Annotated in this window: 24 protein-coding genes; 10 read left to right on the forward strand and 14 right to left on the reverse strand. The window is 34.0% G+C overall.

Translation table 11 applies throughout. The features are described from left to right. Window positions 1-31 precede the first annotated feature (31 nt). The 3 genes from KI430_RS13140 (at window position 32) to uvrB (ending at window position 3,817) form a co-directional block, all read left to right on the forward strand. Window positions 32-403 (forward strand): BlaI/MecI/CopY family transcriptional regulator, encoded by a 372-nt coding sequence (locus KI430_RS13140; RefSeq protein WP_248875410.1) that lies wholly within the window; start codon window positions 32-34, stop codon window positions 401-403. A gap of 82 nt (window positions 404-485) precedes the next feature. Further along, window positions 486-1,757 carry a M56 family metallopeptidase gene (locus KI430_RS13145; RefSeq protein ID WP_248875411.1) on the forward strand — a complete coding sequence of 424 codons (1,272 nt, stop codon included), beginning with the start codon at window positions 486-488 and terminating at the stop codon, window positions 1,755-1,757. Window positions 1,758-1,825: 68 nt separating this feature from the next. Next, window positions 1,826-3,817: an excinuclease ABC subunit UvrB gene (gene uvrB, locus KI430_RS13150; protein ID WP_248875412.1), complete on the forward strand. Its 1,992-nt coding sequence runs from the start codon at window positions 1,826-1,828 to the stop codon at window positions 3,815-3,817. On the opposite strand, the gene KI430_RS13155 is transcribed toward uvrB, so the two are convergent. From KI430_RS13155 to KI430_RS13180, 6 genes are all read right to left on the reverse strand, one after another. Beyond that, window positions 3,814-4,578: a lipopolysaccharide kinase InaA family protein gene (locus KI430_RS13155; protein WP_248875413.1), complete on the reverse strand. Its 765-nt coding sequence runs from the start codon at window positions 4,576-4,578 to the stop codon at window positions 3,814-3,816. The genes uvrB and KI430_RS13155 overlap by 4 nt on opposite strands. Before the next feature lie 18 nt (window positions 4,579-4,596). Continuing rightward, entirely contained in the window at window positions 4,597-5,628 is a 1,032-nt protein-coding gene (locus KI430_RS13160) for a glycosyltransferase family 9 protein (RefSeq protein WP_248875414.1), read from the reverse strand. Between the two features lie 24 nt (window positions 5,629-5,652). Continuing rightward, window positions 5,653-5,865 (reverse strand): DUF3820 family protein, encoded by a 213-nt coding sequence (locus KI430_RS13165; RefSeq protein ID WP_248878318.1) that lies wholly within the window; start codon window positions 5,863-5,865, stop codon window positions 5,653-5,655. A gap of 10 nt (window positions 5,866-5,875) precedes the next feature. Next, window positions 5,876-6,964, reverse strand: coding sequence for an AI-2E family transporter (locus KI430_RS13170; protein WP_248875415.1), 1,089 nt, complete (start codon window positions 6,962-6,964; stop codon window positions 5,876-5,878). A 13-nt stretch (window positions 6,965-6,977) separates the two neighbouring features. Then, window positions 6,978-7,715, reverse strand: a complete 738-nt coding sequence (locus KI430_RS13175) for a beta-carotene 15,15'-monooxygenase (RefSeq protein WP_248875416.1) — start codon at window positions 7,713-7,715, stop codon at window positions 6,978-6,980. Window positions 7,716-7,785: 70 nt separating this feature from the next. Continuing rightward, entirely contained in the window at window positions 7,786-8,493 is a 708-nt protein-coding gene (locus tag KI430_RS13180) for a hypothetical protein (protein ID WP_248875417.1), read from the reverse strand. Between the two features lie 208 nt (window positions 8,494-8,701). Between KI430_RS13180 and KI430_RS13185 the strand changes: the two genes are divergently transcribed. Next, window positions 8,702-9,646: an aminodeoxychorismate synthase component I gene (locus KI430_RS13185; protein ID WP_248875418.1), complete on the forward strand. Its 945-nt coding sequence runs from the start codon at window positions 8,702-8,704 to the stop codon at window positions 9,644-9,646. After that, on the forward strand, window positions 9,630-10,256 hold the full coding sequence (locus KI430_RS13190) for an aminotransferase class IV (protein WP_248875419.1): 627 nt from the start codon (window positions 9,630-9,632) through the stop codon (window positions 10,254-10,256). Before KI430_RS13185 ends, KI430_RS13190 begins: the two co-directional genes overlap by 17 nt. On the opposite strand, the gene KI430_RS13195 is transcribed toward KI430_RS13190, so the two are convergent. The 5 genes from KI430_RS13195 to KI430_RS13215 form a co-directional block, all read right to left on the reverse strand. Then, window positions 10,253-10,888 carry a DUF3307 domain-containing protein gene (locus KI430_RS13195; RefSeq protein WP_248875420.1) on the reverse strand — a complete coding sequence of 212 codons (636 nt, stop codon included), beginning with the start codon at window positions 10,886-10,888 and terminating at the stop codon, window positions 10,253-10,255. The genes KI430_RS13190 and KI430_RS13195 overlap by 4 nt on opposite strands. A gap of 56 nt (window positions 10,889-10,944) precedes the next feature. After that, the gene (locus KI430_RS13200) at window positions 10,945-11,550 is read right to left on the reverse strand and encodes a SatD family protein (RefSeq protein ID WP_248875421.1); all 606 of its coding nucleotides are present in this window, start codon (window positions 11,548-11,550) and stop codon (window positions 10,945-10,947) included. A gap of 251 nt (window positions 11,551-11,801) precedes the next feature. Beyond that, window positions 11,802-13,472 carry a 2-succinyl-5-enolpyruvyl-6-hydroxy-3-cyclohexene-1-carboxylic-acid synthase gene (gene menD, locus KI430_RS13205; RefSeq protein WP_248875422.1) on the reverse strand — a complete coding sequence of 557 codons (1,671 nt, stop codon included), beginning with the start codon at window positions 13,470-13,472 and terminating at the stop codon, window positions 11,802-11,804. 187 nt (window positions 13,473-13,659) lie between these two features. Beyond that, window positions 13,660-14,700 carry a PA0069 family radical SAM protein gene (locus KI430_RS13210; protein WP_248875423.1) on the reverse strand — a complete coding sequence of 347 codons (1,041 nt, stop codon included), beginning with the start codon at window positions 14,698-14,700 and terminating at the stop codon, window positions 13,660-13,662. Window positions 14,701-14,901: 201 nt separating this feature from the next. Further along, on the reverse strand, window positions 14,902-15,153 hold the full coding sequence (locus KI430_RS13215; protein ID WP_248875424.1) for a hypothetical protein: 252 nt from the start codon (window positions 15,151-15,153) through the stop codon (window positions 14,902-14,904). A 101-nt stretch (window positions 15,154-15,254) separates the two neighbouring features. On the opposite strand from KI430_RS13215, the gene KI430_RS13220 reads away from it, so the two are divergent. From KI430_RS13220 to KI430_RS13240, 5 genes are read left to right on the forward strand one after another with little or no spacing between them, the layout of a single operon-like run. Then, window positions 15,255-16,580: a 2TM domain-containing protein gene (locus tag KI430_RS13220; RefSeq protein ID WP_248875425.1), complete on the forward strand. Its 1,326-nt coding sequence runs from the start codon at window positions 15,255-15,257 to the stop codon at window positions 16,578-16,580. Window positions 16,581-16,592: 12 nt separating this feature from the next. Next, window positions 16,593-16,892 carry a 2TM domain-containing protein gene (locus tag KI430_RS13225; RefSeq protein WP_248875426.1) on the forward strand — a complete coding sequence of 100 codons (300 nt, stop codon included), beginning with the start codon at window positions 16,593-16,595 and terminating at the stop codon, window positions 16,890-16,892. Continuing rightward, window positions 16,879-17,181: a 2TM domain-containing protein gene (locus KI430_RS13230; RefSeq protein WP_120212052.1), complete on the forward strand. Its 303-nt coding sequence runs from the start codon at window positions 16,879-16,881 to the stop codon at window positions 17,179-17,181. The genes KI430_RS13225 and KI430_RS13230 overlap by 14 nt, the downstream gene beginning before the upstream one ends. Window position 17,182: 1 nt before the next feature. Continuing rightward, window positions 17,183-17,758 carry a methyltransferase family protein gene (locus KI430_RS13235; RefSeq protein WP_248875427.1) on the forward strand — a complete coding sequence of 192 codons (576 nt, stop codon included), beginning with the start codon at window positions 17,183-17,185 and terminating at the stop codon, window positions 17,756-17,758. Between the two features lie 5 nt (window positions 17,759-17,763). After that, window positions 17,764-18,513, forward strand: coding sequence for a LytR/AlgR family response regulator transcription factor (locus KI430_RS13240; protein WP_248875428.1), 750 nt, complete (start codon window positions 17,764-17,766; stop codon window positions 18,511-18,513). Window positions 18,514-18,558: 45 nt separating this feature from the next. Here KI430_RS13240 and KI430_RS13245 read toward each other — a convergent pair whose 3' ends face one another. The 3 genes from KI430_RS13245 to mnmA all read right to left on the reverse strand — a co-directional run bounded on the left by KI430_RS13245 (window position 18,559) and on the right by mnmA (window position 20,973). Then, window positions 18,559-18,867 (reverse strand): hypothetical protein, encoded by a 309-nt coding sequence (locus KI430_RS13245; protein WP_248875429.1) that lies wholly within the window; start codon window positions 18,865-18,867, stop codon window positions 18,559-18,561. Window positions 18,868-19,176: 309 nt separating this feature from the next. Then, the gene (locus tag KI430_RS13250; RefSeq protein ID WP_248875430.1) at window positions 19,177-19,596 is read right to left on the reverse strand and encodes a hypothetical protein; all 420 of its coding nucleotides are present in this window, start codon (window positions 19,594-19,596) and stop codon (window positions 19,177-19,179) included. Between the two features lie 189 nt (window positions 19,597-19,785). Further along, window positions 19,786-20,973: a tRNA 2-thiouridine(34) synthase MnmA gene (gene mnmA, locus KI430_RS13255; protein WP_248875431.1), complete on the reverse strand. Its 1,188-nt coding sequence runs from the start codon at window positions 20,971-20,973 to the stop codon at window positions 19,786-19,788. Window positions 20,974-21,224: the final 251 nt, after the last annotated feature.

The following is a 21,224-nucleotide window of genomic DNA, read 5'->3' on the forward strand; positions in this document are numbered from 1 at the left end:
ACATTTGTAGAATAAATTTTATATTTGTAGAATGAAAGAACAAAAATTGACAGATACAGAAATTGTTTTGATGGAGATTCTTTGGCAAAAAGAAAAGGTTTTTATGAAAGATATTTTGGAAGAATATGCGGAACCAAAACCTGCTGCAACAACCATTGCAACTCTTCTCAAAAGAATGCAGAACAAAGATTTGATAGGCTACAAAACTTATGGAAACTCGAGAGAATATTTTCCAAAAGTGAAAAAAGAAGATTATTTCCAGGAAGAAATGTCTTCTATGATTGACCGTTTTTTTAATAATTCTGTAAGCCAGTTTGCATCATTTTTCACATCAAATGCAAAACTGTCCCAGAAACAATTGAAAGAACTTCGAGACATTATTGACAAAGAAATAACAGACTAAAATGTTAACTATTATTTTCAAAATAATCCTTTGTTCCTCGTTACTGATAGGGATTTATTATTTGTTTTTGCAAAGGGAGAAAATGTTCCGCTTCAACAGGTTTTATCTTTTGTTGGCTTTGGTGTTTTCTTATGTAATTCCGTTTGTGAAGATCAACCTTCCTGCTGTTTCTCAACAGAAGAAAGAATTGATTTTTGACGAAATCCAAACACAGCAATTGATTCAGACTACAACTCAAGCAACTGATTTTAATTGGATGAATTTGATTGTTTCAATTTGTATTTTAATATCAATTGGTTTGATTATCAGAATTATAATTTCAATTAGGAAAATTATTAATCTTAAAGGAGAAGAGATTAATTATCAGAATCAGAAAGTAAAATTAGTGGAGAAAAATTTGCCTCCATTCAGTTTTTGGAACAAAATCTATTTGAACAAAAGTTACTTCGAAAATCAACAAATCGATAACAGAATTTTCCAGCACGAGAAAACACATATTGTTCAGAAACATTCTTTAGATATTCTGTTTCTTGAGATTTTGAAAGTCATTTCCTGGTTCAATCCGGCTTTATATTTTTATAAAAAGGCAATGACAGATAACCACGAGTTTTTGGCGGATGAAAGTATTATATTACAAAAAAATAATGTGAAAGATTATCAGACATTGATTCTTTCAGAAATTCTCCAAATACAAAATCTAAAACTGACACACCAATTCAATTACAATAACACCAAAAAACGATTTATTATGATGACAATTAAAAAGTCAAAATTCGAAAACACAAAAAAAATAATCGCGGTTTCGGCTTTTGCAGGATTGAGCCTTTTGTTTGTTCAGAAAGTTTATGCTTCGGAAGTTAAGGGTGAAAATCAACTTAATATGCCCGAATTATCAGTTGAAAGTTCTATAAAATCTGATACGATTCCGCAGAAGACTGAAGGAAAAAATAATGTCAAACTTAAGAATTCAAAAAAAGTAAAGACACCACCAGCTCCTAAGGAATTCAAAGAAAACGAATTGCCAATTCCACCTCCGCCGCCTCCAGCTAGTAATATTACAGCAGCTCAATATCCGGAAGGCATTAATTCGCTTCGCAAGAATTTTTCTAATATTTTTGATTCCTCAGGATTTGTAAAAGAGAAAACAACTGTTAGAACCAATGTCTATATTTCTATTGATGAAAATGGGAAAACCACAGATGTTAAAGCTGATGGACCTAATCCCAAATTCAATGCGGAAGCAGTACGAGCAATGAAACAAGCAACAGAAAACGTAACTTGGAAACCTGCAACAGAAAACGAAAAGCCTGCCGCTACAGTTTTTCAACTTCCTATTACTATGAATTTTCAATAGAATATTTTTATCATACAGATCAAACGTTTCGCATTCCGAAACGTTTTTTTATTTCGTATTTTTGTTCAATGCAATTCAAACTTCAATCAGAATATCAACCTACCGGAGACCAGCCTCAAGCGATTGAGAAACTGGTAGAAGGTATCAATATTGGTGAAAAATATCAGACTCTTCTTGGTGTAACAGGTTCCGGGAAAACATTTACTGTTGCCAATGTGGTTGCCAATGTTCAGCGTCCAACAATTGTGATGGCGCATAACAAAACTTTGGCGGCACAGCTTTTTATGGAATTCAAAGAGTTTTTTCCGGATAATGCGGTGGAATATTTTGTTAGTTACTACGATTATTATCAGCCGGAAGCATTCATTGCATCAACCAATACTTATATTGAGAAAGACTTGAGCATCAATGAAGAAGTGGAAAAACTGAGACTTTCGGCCATTGCAAGTTTACTTTCCGGGCGACGAGATGTTTTGATTGTAGCTTCGGTTTCCTGTATTTATGGTGTTGGAAATCCGAGTGAATTCCATAAATCCTTGATTACGATTGAGAAAAACGAAAAATTATCCCGGACAAGATTACTTCATCAATTGGTTAGTGCATTGTATTCCAGAGCCCTTAATGAATTTCAGAGAGGTACATTCCGTGTAAAAGGTGATGTGATTGATATTTATCCGGCTTATGCTGATACTGCGATTAGGATTCAGTTTTTTGGAGATGATGTGGAAAAAATTCAAAGTTTTGACCCAGTTTCCGGAAATGTGATTTCGAATTTTGATTTGATTAATATCTATCCGGCTAATCTATTCGTAACGACGCCAGAAACAATGCAAAGTGCTATCAAACAGATTCAGGATGATATGGTAAAGCAGGTAGATTTCTTCCGGGAAATCGAAAAACCATTGGAAGCCAAACGATTGGAAGAACGAACAGAATTGGATTTAGAAATGATTCGCGAATTGGGCTATTGTTCAGGAATTGAGAATTATTCCAGATATATGGATGGTCGTTTGCCGGGCTCCAGACCGTTTTGTCTTTTAGATTATTTTCCGAAAGATTTCCTGATGGTGATTGATGAAAGCCACGTAACGGTTCCTCAGGTTCACGCAATGTACGGCGGTGACCGAAGCCGAAAAGAAGTTTTGGTAGAACACGGATTCCGTTTGCCTGCTGCGATGGATAATCGACCTTTGAAATTTAATGAGTTTGAGGATATGCAGAATCAGGTGATTTATGTTTCAGCAACGCCTGCAGATTATGAATTGGAAAAATCCGGCGGAACTTATATCGAGCAAATTATCCGTCCAACGGGACTTTTGGATCCGATTATTGAAGTTCGTCCAACGATGAATCAGATTGATGATTTAATTGAAGAAATTCACAAAAGAGTAGAGCTGGACGAAAGAGTTCTCGTTACGACATTAACCAAAAAAATGGCGGAAGAACTCACAAAATATTTTACAAAAGTTGGAATCCGAACACGATATATCCATTCTGATGTGGAGACTTTGGAAAGGATTCAAATTATGCAGGATTTGCGTTTAGGATTATTCGATGTATTGGTTGGTGTTAATCTTTTAAGAGAAGGTTTAGACTTACCGGAAGTGTCATTAGTTGCGATTCTAGATGCAGATAAAGAAGGGATGCTGCGTTCTCGTCGTTCAATGATTCAAACAGTTGGTAGAGCAGCTAGAAACCTGAATGGTAGAGCGATAATGTACGCCGATAAAATGACAAAATCTATGCAGGCTACGATTGATGAAACCAATTATCGCCGTGAAAAACAGATGAAATATAATGCTGACAATGGCAAAGTTCCTCAGGCTTTGAATAAGAAAATCAGTGAAAATCTGGTTGGCAGAAGCAAAGATTTCCCGGATGAGAAATATACACACAAAGAAATTTTAAGAGAAGTTGCAGAAACCAAAGCCAGTTATGGAAGTGAGGATATCGAGAAAATCGTGGCTCAAAAGCAGAAAGAAATGGAAGCAGCAGCGAAAAATCTTGACTTCATAAAAGCAGCGAAACTGAGAGATGAGATTGCAGCTCTGAAAGCTTAAAGCTTAGGAAGAAAATATTTGTAAAACTTCAGTATTTTTTTTACCTTACGTTTAAATGCTTTTTTATTAGTAAAATCGACGATCTTTTTTAGGCAAAACTCAGGAGAATTCCCCGATAATCTGGCGTATTCTGCACTAATTATTTTGATGGTTTCAAGATCGTTGGTCAATCTTTCAAAGTTGATTAATCTTTTGTCAATATCGATACTTTCATAAAAATTCATTCTATTCAGATCGACTAAAAAAAACTGAAAATTTTCACCTGTTTTTTTGATCAAAAAATTTCCGGAAGCGTTATCAATAAAAATAATGCCATTTTCGTGCAACTGAAAAATGAGATTGGTATAGGCTTTAATAATTTTATTTCTGTCTATAAAATCATCATTATGAAGAACATCACTTAAAGTAAACACGTCCTCAAGTTGTTCACTCACATAATAGCTGGATGTTACACCAATCCAATCGTGATTTTCTATAAAGGCCACTGGTTTTGGTGTGAAAAAACCTTTATCCAAAAGCATCTGTGCATACTCATAAGAACGTCTTGATTTTGATTTTCGATAGTACTTATAAACGTGACGATTGATGATGTTGTGCTGTTTGAAAGATTTGAAATTGAACTTTAGATCATTAACAATGAAAAATTTAACAACATTCCTATTTCCGTGACCAACGACTGTGCCTTCATTTTTAAAATTCTTTAAAATGTTCAGAATGTCGTTTTTGTATTGAGAATATGCCTCGGAAAGTACAAAGTTCATAGCAGTTTGGTTATAATATTATAAAGACGTTTTGATGAGGTCTATTACTTTATCCAAATCCAAATTATTTGTATTGATAGAGAAACTTTTGTCATTATAAGGTTTGTACATCGTCTCATCTGTCACTTTGAAAAGCCCGATTGTAGGTACATTTACCGAGCTTGCAAGATGCATCACGCCATTATCAGCGGCAATAAAAAGTGCGCAGTTGGCCAAAAAACCACCCATTTCCCGGATATCTGTACTGTAGAAATTCGGAATTTTGAAATTCAATTTCGAAATGTTTTCTACGGGCAAAAGTTCGATGATATTGTAATCTGGAAATGTAGATTTTAATTTGTCGTAGAAAGCTTCCCACCAATCTTCAGAATAAATTTTCGCGCCCGTTGCGTTGGTAAATAAGCAAATAGTTTTTTTGTTGTTCTGTACTATTTTCTGCAGATTTTCTTTTCCGGTTTCCAGTTCTTCTTTATCTAAAATAATTTTGAGCGAAGGAAGTCGAGAAGTGTTTTCTGGATAGCCTAATTCCGTTAAGAATTTTCTGAGATTATAAATTGTCTTCTTGGCGTCGTGATTATAATCGGGATATTTTGTATTAAGTTCTTCATCGTGATCGCCGAAAAATTTGAAGGTAGAATTGGTGGCAAGAATGGATAATCTGCCGGAAGATGAACCAGGATTAGAGTTAATTGCCAAGTCATATTTTCGAAACTTTAGCTGAAACCAACCTTTGATATATTTCCCCAAGTTGCTGAAAGGCTTTTTAGGAAGCTGAATATATCTGTCAATATTTTCGTAATTTTTATAGATAATCGGTGTTACGCCACCTTTAACAAACAAATCTATTTTACTGTCAGGAAAGGTTTTGATAACTTCTTGAACCAGTGGTGTCAATAATAGTAAGTTTCCTAATCTGTGATTGGGTCTTGAGATCAGAATTCTCTTGATTTTTATATTTTGATTGTTTTTAATATCTGCATTAGATTTACCAATATTTTTGGTAAGACCTCGCATTAGAGATCTCCGAAGTGCATTTATTTTTTTCTTCATAATAATGCAAATTTACCGAAAAAATTAATGTCTGAGAGGTTTTAGCAAATCCATTGATCCATTGAGTTTGATCTCGTAGATTGTGGAGAGTTGCATTCCTAACTTTCCTTTTGGGAAGCCTCCGTTTCTGATAAACCATTCGAGGTAGGAAATTGGTAAATCGGCTAGAATTGTTTCTTTATATTTTCCGAAAGGCATTCTGACTTCACAGATTTCTTTCAGGATATTCGGATTGATGCCGTCCATTTTATATGATTAAGTCGGTTTTATTTTCCAGTTCAATATCCTGATTCGGAAGTTCCAATTGTGGAGTATCATCCTCAGAAAACTCGTCTCTGTAAACCTGAATTAACATTACTGTAATTGACATTAGAATCGGACCGAAAATCAATCCCATAAAGCCAAAGATATTCATCCCGAGAATAATCCCGAAAACAGTTACTAGCGGATGGATGTCTTCTAATCTTTTCAGTAATGTGAATCTCAGAAGATTATCTGTTAAACCAACAATTACCAATCCGTAAATTAAAATCCCAACGCCCGGGCCAGTTTGCCCTTCAGCAATCATAAAAATCCCAACCGGAACATAAACAATTGCTGCACCTACAACTGGTAACATAGATGCAACCGCTGTTAAAGCAAATAAAAGCATTGGACTTGGGCATCCGAAAATCCAATAACCAATCAAGGCAACAACGCCTTGTCCTAATGCAACAACCGGAATTCCGATCGCATTTGCCATTACGAGTTTTATGAATTTGTCCCCTAAAAGCTGGATATTCTTTCTCTTAAAAGGCATTGCTCTGGCTACGATTCTTTCAAACAATCTGGCTTTTACAAACATAAAATACAGAATGAAATACATCGATGTAATAACAGTGAAAGTATTCACGGTAGTATTCAAAACTTTCGTAGAAAGTGTTCCTGCAAAATTGGTCACTTTTGTGATATTCTCTTTACTCAAAATATCAAATCCTACTTTCTGATAAACAAACTGATGAATCTTCTCCAGGAAAATATTGAATTTTTCCATATAAACCTGCGCATTTCCTGCTTTTGCAACCAGCATATCTACGATAAAGTAAACGGGAAGAATCAGGATAATCAATGATGCTAACATCAGAACTGTAGCCGATAACCACGGTTTCCAGTTTTTTTCTTCAATCAGATAATAATTGTATTTTCTACAAACAATATAAAGTGTAATTGCTCCCAGAACAGCAGGAATGAACAATGCCAGATTCCAGCAAATTAACCCAACTAAAACACATATAACAAGAATTAATGCAATCTGTTTGATAACAACAGAATCTATTGGTTTACCGGAATCTGACATAGTTTATTTGAATTTATTTGTATTGTTCTATTTGTCTTGGCGTTCCGCAATACGCACAGTAAGTAGAATACATTGCGATGTATGCAAATGGAATTGTAAGATAAATTCCAACACAACATAGCACAGCTCCGGCAATACTGATAAGACCAGCCAATAATGCGGTAAGTAAAATCGTGCCATAATTATTTTGAACAATATCAAAAGACTTCTTCAAAGCATCAAAAGCACTTGCCTTTTCAAAAATAAGAATTGGATAACCAAGGAAAAAGAAAGGCATTACAAAAACCGCAGGCAAAACACACATAAAAAGTAGAATTGTAAGAGCAATCTGAGTAATTAAAGCATAAATGAAAATATTAATGAAGTTCTGTCTGTAAGCAAAGAATATATCAGAAACTACAATGGGCTGTTTAAAATTGGATTTATTAGCCACATAGATCAAACTTACCAATACAGGTGTCAGAAGAAGTGTTATCAAAAAACTTGCACCAGTATAAGCTGCAAAACCTGGCGCTGCAATCATATCTGCATAACCAAAATTACCATTACTTTCTCTTGCTTGTTCTATAAAAAGTTGAGTGTCAAATCCTGTCAGCATTTGAACAAGAAGACTTAGTAAAAAATAAATAACAACTGCCAAAAAGCAATATAGAAACGTATTTTTAAAAATTTCTAAAGCGTGAGAGATGATGCTTCCTGCCTCTCTTTCCGGCACAGGCACAGAAGAATTGAATTCATTAAAATTGTCCATTAAGTTTGTTTTTATAGTTGATTATCAAATCTACACAAAAAATCTCTTAATAGAATTAACAAAACAACAATTATTCCTCAAAGTCTGCAATCAGATGCTTATAAAGAACATAATTTACGGCATTCCAAAAAGGAAAAGTCACAAAAAGTCCAAAAAAGAAAACAATAATTCCCGAAAAAGAAATAACAATAGAAGCCAAAACAACAACAATCATCAACAGAGCGTTCTTGTTGAAAACCTGAAAACTCAGTTTAAAAGCATCAAAGAAATTATAATTCTTGAAGAAAATCAAAGCCGGAACCAACAAAAACATCGGCATCCAGATGAGAGAAATGATGAATAAATAATTATTAATGAAGTTCCAAATCAATGCAAAAGCCACAAAAATTAAAAAATGATAACCTCTGAATCCTGCAAACAAATCCGATAATTCTAGCGGTGCGCCAATATCCAACTTTCTGTAAATTTTCAAAAAGCCAATATTCAGGGGATAAATCACAGATTTGATTATCAAAACAGCAATAGAAAAATTCAGCGCATTTTCCGTTTGCATCAGTTCTGCGTATTTTGTCAAGAATGCTGAACTGTCAGAATAGAAGAGATTCTGGAACTTCTGGATTTCCTCAAAAAGCCCGTAATATCGGAATGCATACATTGCCGCAAACATATAAATGCTGAAATAAATCACAGTAAACATCAGCTGGAACGGCAAAGTTCTCATCCAATATTGATAGGCTTCTGTCAGTATTTTTCCAATTTCCGGTTTTTGCGTCGTCATTTCTCAACTTTTTTTGCAAAAGTAGCCATTATTGTTTTGGAAATATATCGCAAAGGCACAAAATTATTTATCTAAATCTTTTTAAGGCACAAAACTTCCAATATTGGAAAGTTTGCGACTTATCAATTATATTAGATTATTAAATTGCGCCTTTGCGATACAAATTCCTATTTTTGTTTTTATGTTTGAGAATCCGCAGTTTCAAAAGATGGACGAGTTGTCAGGGAAAAAAGAACCATTCTTTTTTCTGATTAATTTTTTGATGGATGAAGTCAGAATATTCACAAAAAACGAAATTAAAAATAAAGCTTTGTTGATTGATTTTCATAATATTACGAACATCAATTATCAACACGCAACAATTCCCAACTTTCAATGGAAATCATTTCCGGAAACTTTAGATGAATATCAGCAAGGATTCGAAATTGTTCAGGAAAATCTCAGAAAAGGAAATTCTTATTTGACGAATTATACAACGAAAACAGAAATTGAAACAAGTTTAAGTTTAGAAGATATTTTCAAATTTTCAAAGGCAAAATATAAAGTTTTAGTTCCGGATGAATTCGTATTTTTCTCACCAGAAACTTTTGTAGAAATTGTTGACAACAAGATTTTTACGCATCCGATGAAAGGAACAATCGACGCCGAAATCGAGGATGCAGAAAATATTCTGAAAAATGACCCAAAAGAAAAAGCAGAACATTATACGGTTGTCGATTTGTTAAGGAATGATTTGAGTATGGTTGCGGACAATGTTCAGGTGAAAGAATTTCAAAGAATCGATTATATCAAAACCAAGCAGAAAAATCTCTTGGCAATGAGTTCCGAAATCGAAGGCGAAATCAAACCGGAATATCAAAATAAGATTGGAACCATTCTTCAAAAGTTGTTGCCGGCAGGTTCTATTTTGGGTGCACCAAAACCAAAAACTTTGGAAATCATTTTGGAAGCCGAACAATATGAAAGAGGATTTTATACAGGAATTGCGGGTTATTTTGACGGCAAAAACCTTGATTCCTGCGTAATGATACGTTTTATTGAAAAAGAGAACGACCAACTGTTTTTCAAAAGCGGAGGTGGAATTACCCATCAAAGTGACCTTATCCGCGAATATGAAGAAATGAAAAACAAAATCTATGTCCCGATTTATTGAAAGCATCAAAGTTGAAGACCAGAAAATTTTCCTGAAAGAACTTCATCAGAAAAGGATGAACGACACTTTTTCGAATTTAGGAAAAGTATGCAAAATTGATATTTACAGTTTATTCCTCAATCTGGAACACGATGAAGACGGACTTTACAAATTCCGAATCGAATATGATTTGGAAAACAATTTCAAAACACAGATTATTCCGTATGCGATTTCAGAATTAGATGATTTCGAATTGGTTATTGATAATGAAATCGACTATAGCTTTAAGTCTGCTGACAGGACTCAATTACAAAAACTGAAAGATAAAAGTCACGCAGATGAAGTCATTATTGTGAAAAATAACCAGATTACAGATACATCATATTCCAATCTTTTGTTCCTTAAAGATAAAACTTGGTTCACACCGAAAAGTTATCTTTTAAATGGTGTAATGAGGAAGAATCTTTTGCAATCAAAAGAAATCAAGGAAACAGAAATCACACTAGATAATATCAAAGATTTCACGCATTTTCAGTTGATCAATGCATTGAATGACTTCGATGATATGTTTATTTATCCGATTGAAAAAATCATTAATCTTCCGAAAGAAGAATCTGATTTGGAATTTTAAATTATTTTAAGATATATCTCACCAATTAATATTGCTAAACCGAAGCTTAACAATGTTCCTATAAGTATATATTCTGTTAACTTGATATCATTGTTATCCTTTAAATCCCCAAATCTGAATATTGACTTTGCTGCTAATAAAAAGCCTATTCCTTCCCAAAAATTGCTTATTACAAATAGAAACACAAATGCTCTTTCTAGCATTCCAATATATTTACCAGCATCTTGTATTCCAGAAGTTGTAATATTATAATTAAACATTTCGATTATTTTCTTTATGACGATTGAAGAAACAAAAGTTATACATATTACTGACACGAATAGTATTTGATTCTTTATACTAAATATTTCATTATAATCTATTGTATACTTGTGGAAATAATATACAAATACAGAAATTGATGTTAGATGTAAAGCTTGATCTATGATTAAATTTGTAATGCCATTAACTCTATATTTTAAGTAAAGTTTAGTTAGTGCATCAATTACTAAGTGTGATAATGACAAAATTAATGCAGGGAGTAAATATTCTTTTTTAAATCCTGTAAGTGTTATTATTAACAGATAATGAATTAATATATGCAGATATAAATATTTCGATTTATATCGATTAATGTCAATATCACTTACCATTTTGTTATTTTGAAAAACAAAATCTCCTAATAGATGAGATATAATTATTAATAGTATTAATCGAGACATTCAGATATTTTTTTATTAAATAAGTGGATAATTTCAAGAATTTCATCATAAGCTCCTCTTTTTAAGGCTCTATTTACTGTTGTTTTATCTTTTTTAAGTCGTTCAGCAACTTCTTTTTGCATTAAATTCTTATTTATTAGGGAATAAAAAATGGTTTCAGAAGTAACAGGTTTCCAATTATCAATTATAAAACTTAGCAGTTTAAAAATAGGATTAAAATATTCATCTATTTCCTCAAATGGAGTTTTAATTATAAGAGTATTATTTTTTAATTTTTCAAAGGCTTCTCCCGAATTTATAAAAGCAGAACCATAAGATTCTATAACTTTTTTGCCATTAAATGATATATCTCCAATTCCAATTGAAATTCTTACATCTATTTTTGAATTCGTTTTTATTAACGCTTTTATAGATATTGTTATTTCCAAAGCTCTTTCAATATTTATTTGAACTTGAAAACTATCGCCCCTATATATTTCCCACTCTTCATCATTAGTCGTAATTTTATTCAAGTACTCTTTAAGCTTAGGTAGCCACTCTTCAGAATTGACTTTTCTTGAATTTATTATATCTCCTGTTAATACTGCAATCATTTTTATTTCAAATTTAATAAAAATTGTATTAAATACTACAACTAATAAAAATTGCACTAATTAGTGCAATTTTTATTAGTTGTTAATCCATACATTTTAAGTATGTAGTGTTAGATTAAAAAGGGTGAGTTGCCTTAAAAATAGCAATTAATAAAAATTGTATTAATAGAGCCAATTTAAGGAAATGTGAGTTTAAAAATATTGATTTTTAAATTACCGCAAAAAAAAACAAAGAATTATTCCACAATAAGTTATGGATATTTCAAAGCTTCAAAATACTGCTTCAAAATATCCGCATTATTAGATTCCGAAGTCATGACTTCCAGGATTTTCGGTTTTGAATCCGGCTTGAAATAATTGGGTAAAACGCGGTCAAGAGAAATCTCATCTTCAACTCGGGTATAATCAAATCCAAAATTCTTTGCTAATAATTCTGCATTTCTGTGATGTTGAGTGGCGATAAATTCGTCCAAAGCATTAGTTCCGCTTGGTCCAGGAATGATTTTGAAAATATTGCCTTCCCCATTGTTGAAAATCACAATTCTCGTATAAGGTGGAATATACTGATTCCAAAGTCCGTTGATATCATAGAAAAACGATAAATCGCCGGTAATCAGAATCGTTGGTTCATCCTCCATCATTGCAAATCCCATCGCAGTAGAAGTACAACCGTCGATGCCGCTGGTTCCGCGGTTGCAGTACACATCATATTTCTGATATTCAAATAATTGCGCATATCGGATTGCCGAAGAATTAGAGAAATGAACTCTGTAATTTTCAGGAATATGATTGGATAATTGATTGAAAAGATAAAAGTCTGAAAAAGGTGCTTTGTTGAGATATTCTTCGTGCTTTGCATCTTTTTTATCTTTCAGAACATCCCAAAGGTTGAAATAAGCTCTGGGTTCCAGATTGATAGATTTCAATAATTTAGAAAAGAAGACTTCTGGTTTTGTTTCAATCTTTTGACTCAGAACAAAGTATGTATCAGGCTGCCAATATTCATCAATATGCCAATGCTGCTTTGGTTTGGCTTTTCTTAGGAATTGCTTCACTCTTTTGGAAACCACATTCTGCCCGATGGTAATTAACAAATCCGGCGCGTAAGTATGATAATCTTCCTCAGAAAAATCAGTAATGTAACGGTCGATATGAGCGAAAAATTTGTCGTGCTGAAGATTGGAATTCATTTCCGTCAAAACAACAACGGTGTGATTTTTAACTAATTGCGAAAGTTGAGCTTCCAATTCTGGATTTGGGGACAACGTTCCTGCAAGAATCATAATTCTCTTGGAAGTATGCCAATCTGCAACAAGATTGGATGGTAATTCATAATTCTTTTTCTGAATTGTTTTCTCAACAGCCGGCATTACAGGCAACTCTTCCAGCAAATTGTAGAGAGGTTCTGTCAAAGGAATATTGATATGAACCGGCCCGCTTTTTTCGATGCAAAGTTCAACCGCTTTTTTAATCGTCTCGAAATTATAATCATCAACACCGTCCTTTTCATCTTCCAATAATTCGAAATCGCCGTAAGAATGCTGCTGGAAAATATTTTTTTGACGAATCGTCTGCCCGTCAAAAATATCAACAAAATCCGCAGGTCGGTCTGCTGTCAATACCAAAAGCGGGACATTCTGATAAAACGCTTCTACAACCGCTGGATAATAATTAGCTGCAGCAGAACCGCTTGTGCACGTAATAGCAACAGGTTTTTTAATAGATTTTGAAATTCCTAAACCTACAAATGCAGCAGCTCTTTCGTCCACAATACTGTAACATTGGAAAGCATCAATCTCAGAAAAATGAATCGCCAAAGGTGCGTTTCTGGAACCTGGAGAAATGATGATTTTATCGATGCCGTATTGTTCAAGAATATGTGCGAGAATCTGGATGCTGCGTTTTGCGGAATATTGCTTCATTTGGGAAAATTACTGAGAAATAAATCAGTTTGCAAATTTAATTAAAAGACTTGTTTTATTTTATCGCAAAGGCGGAAAAATGTAAACAACTTGCTGTTTCAAGCCGCAAATATTGTATTCTGATTTTAATTTTGCGACTTTTAACGAATTACAATTAAGAATAATTTGTGACTTTGCGATAAAAATACTAAAACAATCGCAATTGTTGCGTTCTGCTTCCTGTAAAATGTTCAGTTGTTAAAACGGCTCTTTCTCGATTATTAAAAAATTTCTTCTTTCCAATTTCGAAAGTTTTATGAATCATTTCTGCAATATTTCCCTCGCCTTTATATCTTTCGTAAAATCTTTTTTCTCCAAGATTTCCGCCACGCATCGAGCGTATGAGATTCAGGACTTTGTCTTTTCTGTCTGGGAAATGTGCTTCTAGCCACTGGACAAAAACCGGTTCAACAGTATCATTCAGTCTGACAAGAGTATAACCGCAACTTTTTGCGCCGGCTTCAGAAACAGATTTCATTATAAAAAGGCTTTCGTCACTTGTCAAAGCAGGAATCACGGGCGCAATCATCACATTCACAGGAATATTTTTCCCGGATAAAACTTCAATCGCTTTCAGTTTGTTTTTGGCTGTAGAAGTTCTGGGTTCCATTACTCTTCTCAAATCTTCGTTCAAAGTTGGAATACTCATATTCACAGAAATCAGATTTTTCTCTGCCATCTTTTCAAGAATATCTAAGTCTCTCAGAATCATAGCGTTTTTGGTGATAATGGAAACCGGATGTCTGTAATCCAAACAAACCTGAAGCAGTTTTCTGGTGATTTCGAATTGTCTTTCAATTGGTTGGTAACAATCCGTATTTCCGGAAAGCATAATCGGTTTTGGTATGTAAGATTTTTTCTGAAATGTTTTTTCAAGAAGTTCCGGCGCATTTTTCTTGACCATTAATTTTCTTTCAAAATCAATTCCTGCGCTATAACCCCAAAATTCGTGAGTTGGTCTTGCAAAACAATAGGAACAGCCGTGTTCACAACCTTGGTACGGATTCATCGAATAATCCATAGGCAAGTCAGGACTTTTTATAACATTGATTATTGTCTTCGGAAAAACTTCTGTCACCTGAGTCTTGATTTTGTCCAATTCATAGTCTTCCGGCTCGAAAGTATATCTGTCGAATCGGTTGATGACGTTGCGTTGTGCGCCCTGACCTTTTGGAATTAAATCTGACATTAGAATCTAATTTTCTCGCAGATTTAATTGATTTTAGCAGATTTACAATGAGAAATAATTTGCGCAATCTGGAAAATCAGCGAGAGTATGAGTTCAAAATTATCACTTGAAAAATGAAAACTCTCTTAAAATTCCGGAAAGTTTTCCACAAAAAAATCCGATTCAAAAGAACCGGAAATTTGTATAATTAAATAGTGTGTGTTAAAGGAATGCATCCAATTCTACTCCGTCATTTGGAGAAGCGTAAGCTTTCTTTGGCGAACCAAATAGCAAATGATGGTCAGAATAATCGCTATTATAAATTCTGTTTTTAAAATATTTCCTTACCGCTATAGCGCTTAGGACCGCGGCTGTACCAAATAATCCTGCAAATATTATTTCGATATTTCTCTTCATATCAATATTAATTTCCATTCTCAAAAGCAAATAGTGTTCCCTTTTTGTTTTCGACAAAATGACATTTTTTACAATTCAGTCGGTTTTTTCTACAGTTCGGTCAATATTAATTGCTTAACTTCTGATATTGAAATAATTTTGAACCAAGAAATTAAGAAATGAAAAGAAAAAATATCATATCACTGTTCTGGGTCGGTTTCGGCGTTAACCTTTTTTTCTTCATCGTGGATACAGATGAGAAGACAGTGGAGAACTTTTTCTACGGATTATTGATTTGTTTGATGTACTCATTATTCATCGGAGTTAGTAATGGATTGACGAACGAGTTTTTGAACAAAAAATTCCCTTGGGCGGAACAAACCAGAACTCGAACCATTTTTGGAATCATTGCTTTGGTTATTGTGAATGTTGTAGTAAGTTATGTATGTGGTTATCTCAATTTTGTAGTGATTCAGAAAACGGCGACAACGGAAGCTTTCTTCTCTGGAAAATATAACTTTATCAATTGGTTCACCATTAATATTGCTTTGATGATTTCGGCTTTTCTTCACGCCAAAGGCTTTATGGAAGAGCTGAAAAAAAACACCAAGAAAGAAGTCGTAGAACAAAAACTGATTGCAAAATCTGCCAACGCCCAATTCGAATCGTTGAAGAATCAATTGGACCCACATTTTCTTTTCAATTCTTTGAACGTTTTAACCGCTTTGATTGATGAAAATCCTGAACAGGCGCAGAAATTCACGACATCGATGTCCAAGATTTACCGTTATGTTCTGGAACAGAAAGACAAAGAAATGGTAAAAGTAGAAGATGAGATAGAATTTGCTAAAATCTATTGCAATCTTTTGAAAACCAGATTCGAGGATAGTGTGAATTTCACTTTTGATGTTAATAATGATGATTTACAAAAATTCGTGGTTCCACTTTCTTTACAATTATTATTAGAAAACTGTATCAAGCATAATTTCGCAACCTCATCAAAACCATTGAATATCAGAATCTTCACGGAAGGAAAGTTTCTCTGCATCGAGAATAATCTCCAAGTGAGAGAACAACTGAAAGAAAGTGCGGGAATTGGTTTAGCCAACATCGTTCAGCGTTATGCACTACTTACTAAAGAAAATGTATTCATAGAAAAATCAGAACAAACTTTTAAAGTCAAAATACCCATATTAATCGAAAAAAATTCTCAGACAATGGCAACTTATACTTCAGAAACTACAGAAAATGTCGCTTACGAAAGAGCGGTAAAAAGAGTAAAAGAACTGAAAGGATTCTACGGAAACTTAATCTCTTATTGCGTCGTGATTCCTTTTTTAGTAATCATCAATCTATTGACTTCGCCTGAACAAATTTGGTTTTACTGGCCAATGTTAGGCTGGGGAATCGGACTTCTGGCGCACGGAATGACCGTCTTCGCCATCGGTAAAAATTGGGAAGAAAAAAAGATTCGAGAAATAATGAATAATCAGAAATCAATTTAAAAATCAATAACAATGGAACATATTAATAAAGAGAATCCACGTTATGCAATGGCTGTGGAAAGAGTACAAAAAATCAAAAAATTCTATACCGGAATTCTGGTTTTCGCAATCGTGTTTATGGTTGTTTACGGCGTCAGATTTTTCAAAAACGGATTTCCGCAGAACCTTGGTGAGTTGCACGTATCGTGGATTTTCATTATCTGGGGATTGATTCTGGCCATCAAAGGTGCAAAACTGTTTTTGTTCAACTCCGATTGGGAGAATGATATGATTAACAAAGAAATCAAAAAACAAAACAATGGAAATTATTAACGATAAAAACGATATCCAATATCGTGAAGCCGTAAGAAAAGTAAAACGTCTGAAAAGCTTTTACACCCATTTGACAATCTATGTTTTGGTAAATCTATTTCTTATTTTTGCCAACTGGAGCGAAATTCGTGATGAACATAGCATTTGGAGTTGGCAGATTTGGGCAGTTCCGGTTTTTTGGGGAATCGGATTGATAGCACAAGCTATAGGAGTTTTCTGTCCGGGTTTCTTCTTCGGAAAAGATTGGGAAGACAAGAAAATCAAGGAATTGACAGAGAAATATAAATAAAATGACACAGATATTTTTTTATATTCTAATGGGAGCTTGGCTTTTTACCGAGGTCTTTTATAAAAGTAAAATGTCATCCAATAATTCTGACCAAAAAGGTAAAGACAAGTCTTCCCTCAGCTTGCTTTGGATTGTTATCATCTCATCCATATCGTTATCAATTTTCGTTTCATATATTCATTTTGAAGATTTTAGTTTGATGATGACAACACAAAACTGGATAATCTATCTCGGACTGTTTGTATTGTTTATCGGGATTTTCACAAGGTTTTTAATCATAAAATCTTTGGGTAAATATTTTACGGTAGATGTAACGATACGAGAAGGTCATAAAATAAAAAAAGATGGAATCTATAGTATTTTGAGACATCCATCTTATGCGGCTTCTCTTCTCACATTTCTAGGTTTAGGTTTATTTTTAAACAATTGGTTTGCATTATTTATAGCATTTATTCCGCCATTTTTAGCATTTTTGTATAGAATTAAAATTGAAGAAAAAGCCCTTACAGAACAATTCGGTCAGGATTATATAGATTATAAAAAGCAGACAAAAAAATTAATACCATTTATTTATTAAACCAAATGAAAATTAGAACGATAATCATCGAGGACGAAAAGCCGGCAGTCAGAAGACTGGAAAAACTATTGGGTTTGTTTTCTGATTTAGAATTAGTTACAAGTCTTAATTCTGTAGAAGAAGCTGTCGATTGGTTTCAGAAAAATGAACATCCACAACTAATTTTTTCAGACATTGTTTTAGGTGACGGATTATCGTTTGATATTTTTGATAAAGTCTTGACCAAGGCTTTTATCATCTACACAACCGCTTTTGACCAATATACTTTGAAAGCTTTTAAACTGAACAGCATCGATTATCTTCTGAAACCGATTGAAGAAGAAGACTTGGCAAAAGCGATTGAAAAATTCAAATCATTTCTGCCAGAAGAAGGAACGGTTGATTCGCAGGAAATCAGACAAATCGTCCGAAAAGAAAAATCTACACTTTCCAGAATTTTGGTCAAAATCGGTTACAATCTGAAAGTGGTTTCCATCAACGAAGTCAGCTGTTTCTACAGCGAAAATAAAATTGTCTACCTCCAAACCAAAGAACGGAATTTCCCGACAGATTGCACATTGGACGAATTAGAAAATGTTTTGGATAATTCTAAATTTTTCCGTGTAAACAGGCAATTTATCATCAGTTCAGATTATATCAAAAACATCCACACTTCTCCTAATTACAAAGTTGATTTGGATTTCCAGCCGAATGAAGAAATTACGGTAAGCAGAGAAAGAGTGAAGGATTTTAAAGATTGGCTGGCAGGAAATTAAAACAAAGCTCCCAAAATAATTCGGGAGCTTAATAATTGATCGGGCTTATCTTCTTGGACCATTCATTGCAAAATCTCTGTCTTTTTTACAGTCTTTGTGCTGGTAAGCCATATAATTCTCATATTGTTGTTTGTTCAGAATTTTTCTGATTCTGGCGTCATATTCTCTCTGGCTCAATCTTTCTCTTAAAAGGTTATCGATTTTCTTTTGCTGAGCCGGAGTTAAACGGATTCCGGCAAAATCTTTTTGATATTGATGATTTTCAACTTTTATGTTTCTCATTCCGTTTTCTCTTTTCTGTGCACTAGCAGCGAATGCGATAAATAAACTTGCTGCTAAAACTAACTTTTTCATAATTTCTAAAATTTTAATGTTAATATTAATTAGCGTTCTTACTTAGTAATATCCAATATTGATGCCTGAAAGTACCATTAATATTGAGTTATAGAAGAATGAAAGTTATTTACCGACGAAGAAATCAAATGTATAGATGAACAATACTTTTAGAATTTGTGAGAATTTTTTTAACTCAAAGGCTTCGGCTCCATTCAGCCTGACAATGAAAAAAGTAGTAGTAGCAATGTTATGCTCAGCGGAGCCGAAGGATTTCAATTAATAAATATAAAAAACCTTTCAGAATTCCTGAAAGGTCTATTGATTGGATTAATTTTCCTGTTTACGTTCTGGTCTTTGTCCTCCTTTTTTCTGACCGCCTTTTTGATGTTGCTTTTGGTTGGTCTGATATTTTGCATATTGTTCTTTGGTCAGAATGCTCTGCAATTTTCCGTCAAACTCTTTATTTTCTTTTTCAAAATTAGCTTTCATTTTAGAATCGTCTGGCCTTTGACCATCTTTCGGAACTTGAGGTCTTTCTCCGGAAGGTTTGTTTTTTTCAAATTTCGCATCACGTTCTTTATACAGCGCCTGTAATTTTTGTTTTTGTGCAGATGTCAATCCATAATCATCAAATTGTTTCATCTGTTGTTCCGTTGTCGGTCTTTCGGGTCTTTTTCTTTCCTGAGTTTCCTGCGCACTGATTGCAACTACTGTAAATAAACTTGCTGCGAATAATAACTTTTTCATAAGAGTAAAATTTATGTTTTTTATTGTTTTACATAGCAATATTAAACAATAAACATTCCTTTAGCAACCGAGGTTTTGAGCCAATAGACAGATGATTGTTTTTAATCGACGAACGAAACTTATTTATAGACAAAACCGACTTTACGAAAGTTTCATAAAGTCGGTTTCAATATTTAATTCTAATTATTTTTAGGAAATCACCCCACTTCCAATCAATTCATCATCAATATACCATGCTGCAAATTGCCCTTCAGCAATCGCCGATTGAGGATTTTCAAATTCCATAAAAAAGCCTTCTTCGAATTGATAAATCGTTGCTTTTTCCAAAGTCTGGCGGTAACGGATTCTCGCCATCACTTCCATAGATTCTCCGTTTTTTAATTTCAAATCTTCACGAACCCAATGAACTTCAGAATTATCGATTTTCAAAGCTTTTCTAAACAATCCTGGGAAATTTCTGCCTTCGCCTACGAAAATGATGTTGTTCTCCATTTCTCTGGAAATGATGAAGCAACTCTCTTTGTGTCCGCCGATTCCCAAACCTTTACTTTGTCCGATGGTAAAAAACTGTGCACCCTGATGCTTTCCAATCACTTTTCCATCTTCTCTTTTATAATTGATTTTTGCAGACAGATATTCTAATTCTTCTTGTTTTGAATTGAAAGTCGGCTGAGATTTGTGATATTCAGCAAAATCATTGAAGATTTCTACAATTTCGCCTTCTTTCGGAACCAATTGCTGTTGAAGAAAAGTGGGCAAACTTACTTTTCCAATGAAACAAAGTCCTTGAGAATCTTTCTTATCAGCCGTCACCAAACCTTGTTCTTTAGCAATTTCACGAACTTCAGGTTTCGTTAATTCTCCAATCGGGAACAACGCTTTTGACAATTGATCCTGGCTCAACTGGCAAAGGAAATAACTTTGGTCTTTGTTATTATCTTTTCCTGCTAAGAGATGAAAGATTTCTTTCCCATTTTCGTCAAAAGTTGAAGTCACGCGAGCGTAATGTCCTGTTGCAACTTTCTCAGCACCAAGCGATAAAGCTGTTTTCATAAACACATCGAATTTCACTTCTCTGTTACAAAGTACATCGGGATTCGGCGTTCTGCCTTTCTGATATTCCTCAAACATATAATCTACGATTCTCTCCTTGTAGAGCTCGCTCATATCGATAACCTGATAAGGAATTCCTAATTTTTGTGCGACCAGAAGCGCATCATTACTGTCTTCTATCCAAGGACACTCGTCCTCCAAAGTTACCGACGCATCATTCCAGTTGCGCATAAAAAGTCCGATAACCTCGTGACCCTGCTGTTGCAAAAGATAAGCGGTCACGCTAGAATCTACGCCTCCGGAGAGGCCAACTACTATTTTCATTTGATTTCAATTTTACGAAACTCTTAACGGGAGTTCTTAGTTTGAGGTTGCAAAAATACAACTAAAATATTCGCTAAAAAACCATAATTTTATACATTGAGAAAATCGATAGTATGAAATAAGCGATAATTAATTTTAATTTTGGCAACTATTCCGCCTTCCACTCCCGCTATCCGCCTCTGGCGGATGAGCTCCGTTCAAGTCGGGTTGCAAGCAATTCGGCCTTTCAAATTAGATTGATAACATTAAAA

Source organism: Epilithonimonas zeae (assembly GCF_023278365.1).
Classification (GTDB): domain Bacteria; phylum Bacteroidota; class Bacteroidia; order Flavobacteriales; family Weeksellaceae; genus Epilithonimonas; species Epilithonimonas zeae_A.

Excerpts from the sequence above, each read along its gene's own strand:
- KI430_RS13140 (WP_248875410.1), top strand. The coding sequence starts at position 32 with ATGAAAGAACAAAAATTGACAGATACAGAAATTGTTTTGATGGAGATT.
- KI430_RS13145 (WP_248875411.1), top strand. The coding sequence starts at position 486 with ATGTTCCGCTTCAACAGGTTTTATCTTTTGTTGGCTTTGGTGTTTTCT.
- uvrB (WP_248875412.1), top strand. The coding sequence starts at position 1,826 with ATGCAATTCAAACTTCAATCAGAATATCAACCTACCGGAGACCAGCCT.
- KI430_RS13155 (WP_248875413.1), bottom strand. The coding sequence starts at position 4,578 with ATGAACTTTGTACTTTCCGAGGCATATTCTCAATACAAAAACGACATT.
- KI430_RS13160 (WP_248875414.1), bottom strand. The coding sequence starts at position 5,628 with ATGAAGAAAAAAATAAATGCACTTCGGAGATCTCTAATGCGAGGTCTT.
- KI430_RS13170 (WP_248875415.1), bottom strand. The coding sequence starts at position 6,964 with ATGTCAGATTCCGGTAAACCAATAGATTCTGTTGTTATCAAACAGATT.
- KI430_RS13175 (WP_248875416.1), bottom strand. The coding sequence starts at position 7,715 with ATGGACAATTTTAATGAATTCAATTCTTCTGTGCCTGTGCCGGAAAGA.
- KI430_RS13180 (WP_248875417.1), bottom strand. The coding sequence starts at position 8,493 with ATGACGACGCAAAAACCGGAAATTGGAAAAATACTGACAGAAGCCTAT.
- KI430_RS13185 (WP_248875418.1), top strand. The coding sequence starts at position 8,702 with ATGGACGAGTTGTCAGGGAAAAAAGAACCATTCTTTTTTCTGATTAAT.
- KI430_RS13190 (WP_248875419.1), top strand. The coding sequence starts at position 9,630 with ATGTCCCGATTTATTGAAAGCATCAAAGTTGAAGACCAGAAAATTTTC.
- KI430_RS13195 (WP_248875420.1), bottom strand. The coding sequence starts at position 10,888 with ATGGTAAGTGATATTGACATTAATCGATATAAATCGAAATATTTATAT.
- KI430_RS13200 (WP_248875421.1), bottom strand. The coding sequence starts at position 11,550 with ATGATTGCAGTATTAACAGGAGATATAATAAATTCAAGAAAAGTCAAT.
- menD (WP_248875422.1), bottom strand. The coding sequence starts at position 13,472 with ATGAAGCAATATTCCGCAAAACGCAGCATCCAGATTCTCGCACATATT.
- KI430_RS13210 (WP_248875423.1), bottom strand. The coding sequence starts at position 14,700 with ATGTCAGATTTAATTCCAAAAGGTCAGGGCGCACAACGCAACGTCATC.
- KI430_RS13220 (WP_248875425.1), top strand. The coding sequence starts at position 15,255 with ATGAAAAGAAAAAATATCATATCACTGTTCTGGGTCGGTTTCGGCGTT.
- KI430_RS13225 (WP_248875426.1), top strand. The coding sequence starts at position 16,593 with ATGGAACATATTAATAAAGAGAATCCACGTTATGCAATGGCTGTGGAA.
- KI430_RS13230 (WP_120212052.1), top strand. The coding sequence starts at position 16,879 with ATGGAAATTATTAACGATAAAAACGATATCCAATATCGTGAAGCCGTA.
- KI430_RS13235 (WP_248875427.1), top strand. The coding sequence starts at position 17,183 with ATGACACAGATATTTTTTTATATTCTAATGGGAGCTTGGCTTTTTACC.
- KI430_RS13240 (WP_248875428.1), top strand. The coding sequence starts at position 17,764 with ATGAAAATTAGAACGATAATCATCGAGGACGAAAAGCCGGCAGTCAGA.
- KI430_RS13245 (WP_248875429.1), bottom strand. The coding sequence starts at position 18,867 with ATGAAAAAGTTAGTTTTAGCAGCAAGTTTATTTATCGCATTCGCTGCT.
- KI430_RS13250 (WP_248875430.1), bottom strand. The coding sequence starts at position 19,596 with ATGAAAAAGTTATTATTCGCAGCAAGTTTATTTACAGTAGTTGCAATC.
- mnmA (WP_248875431.1), bottom strand. The coding sequence starts at position 20,973 with ATGAAAATAGTAGTTGGCCTCTCCGGAGGCGTAGATTCTAGCGTGACC.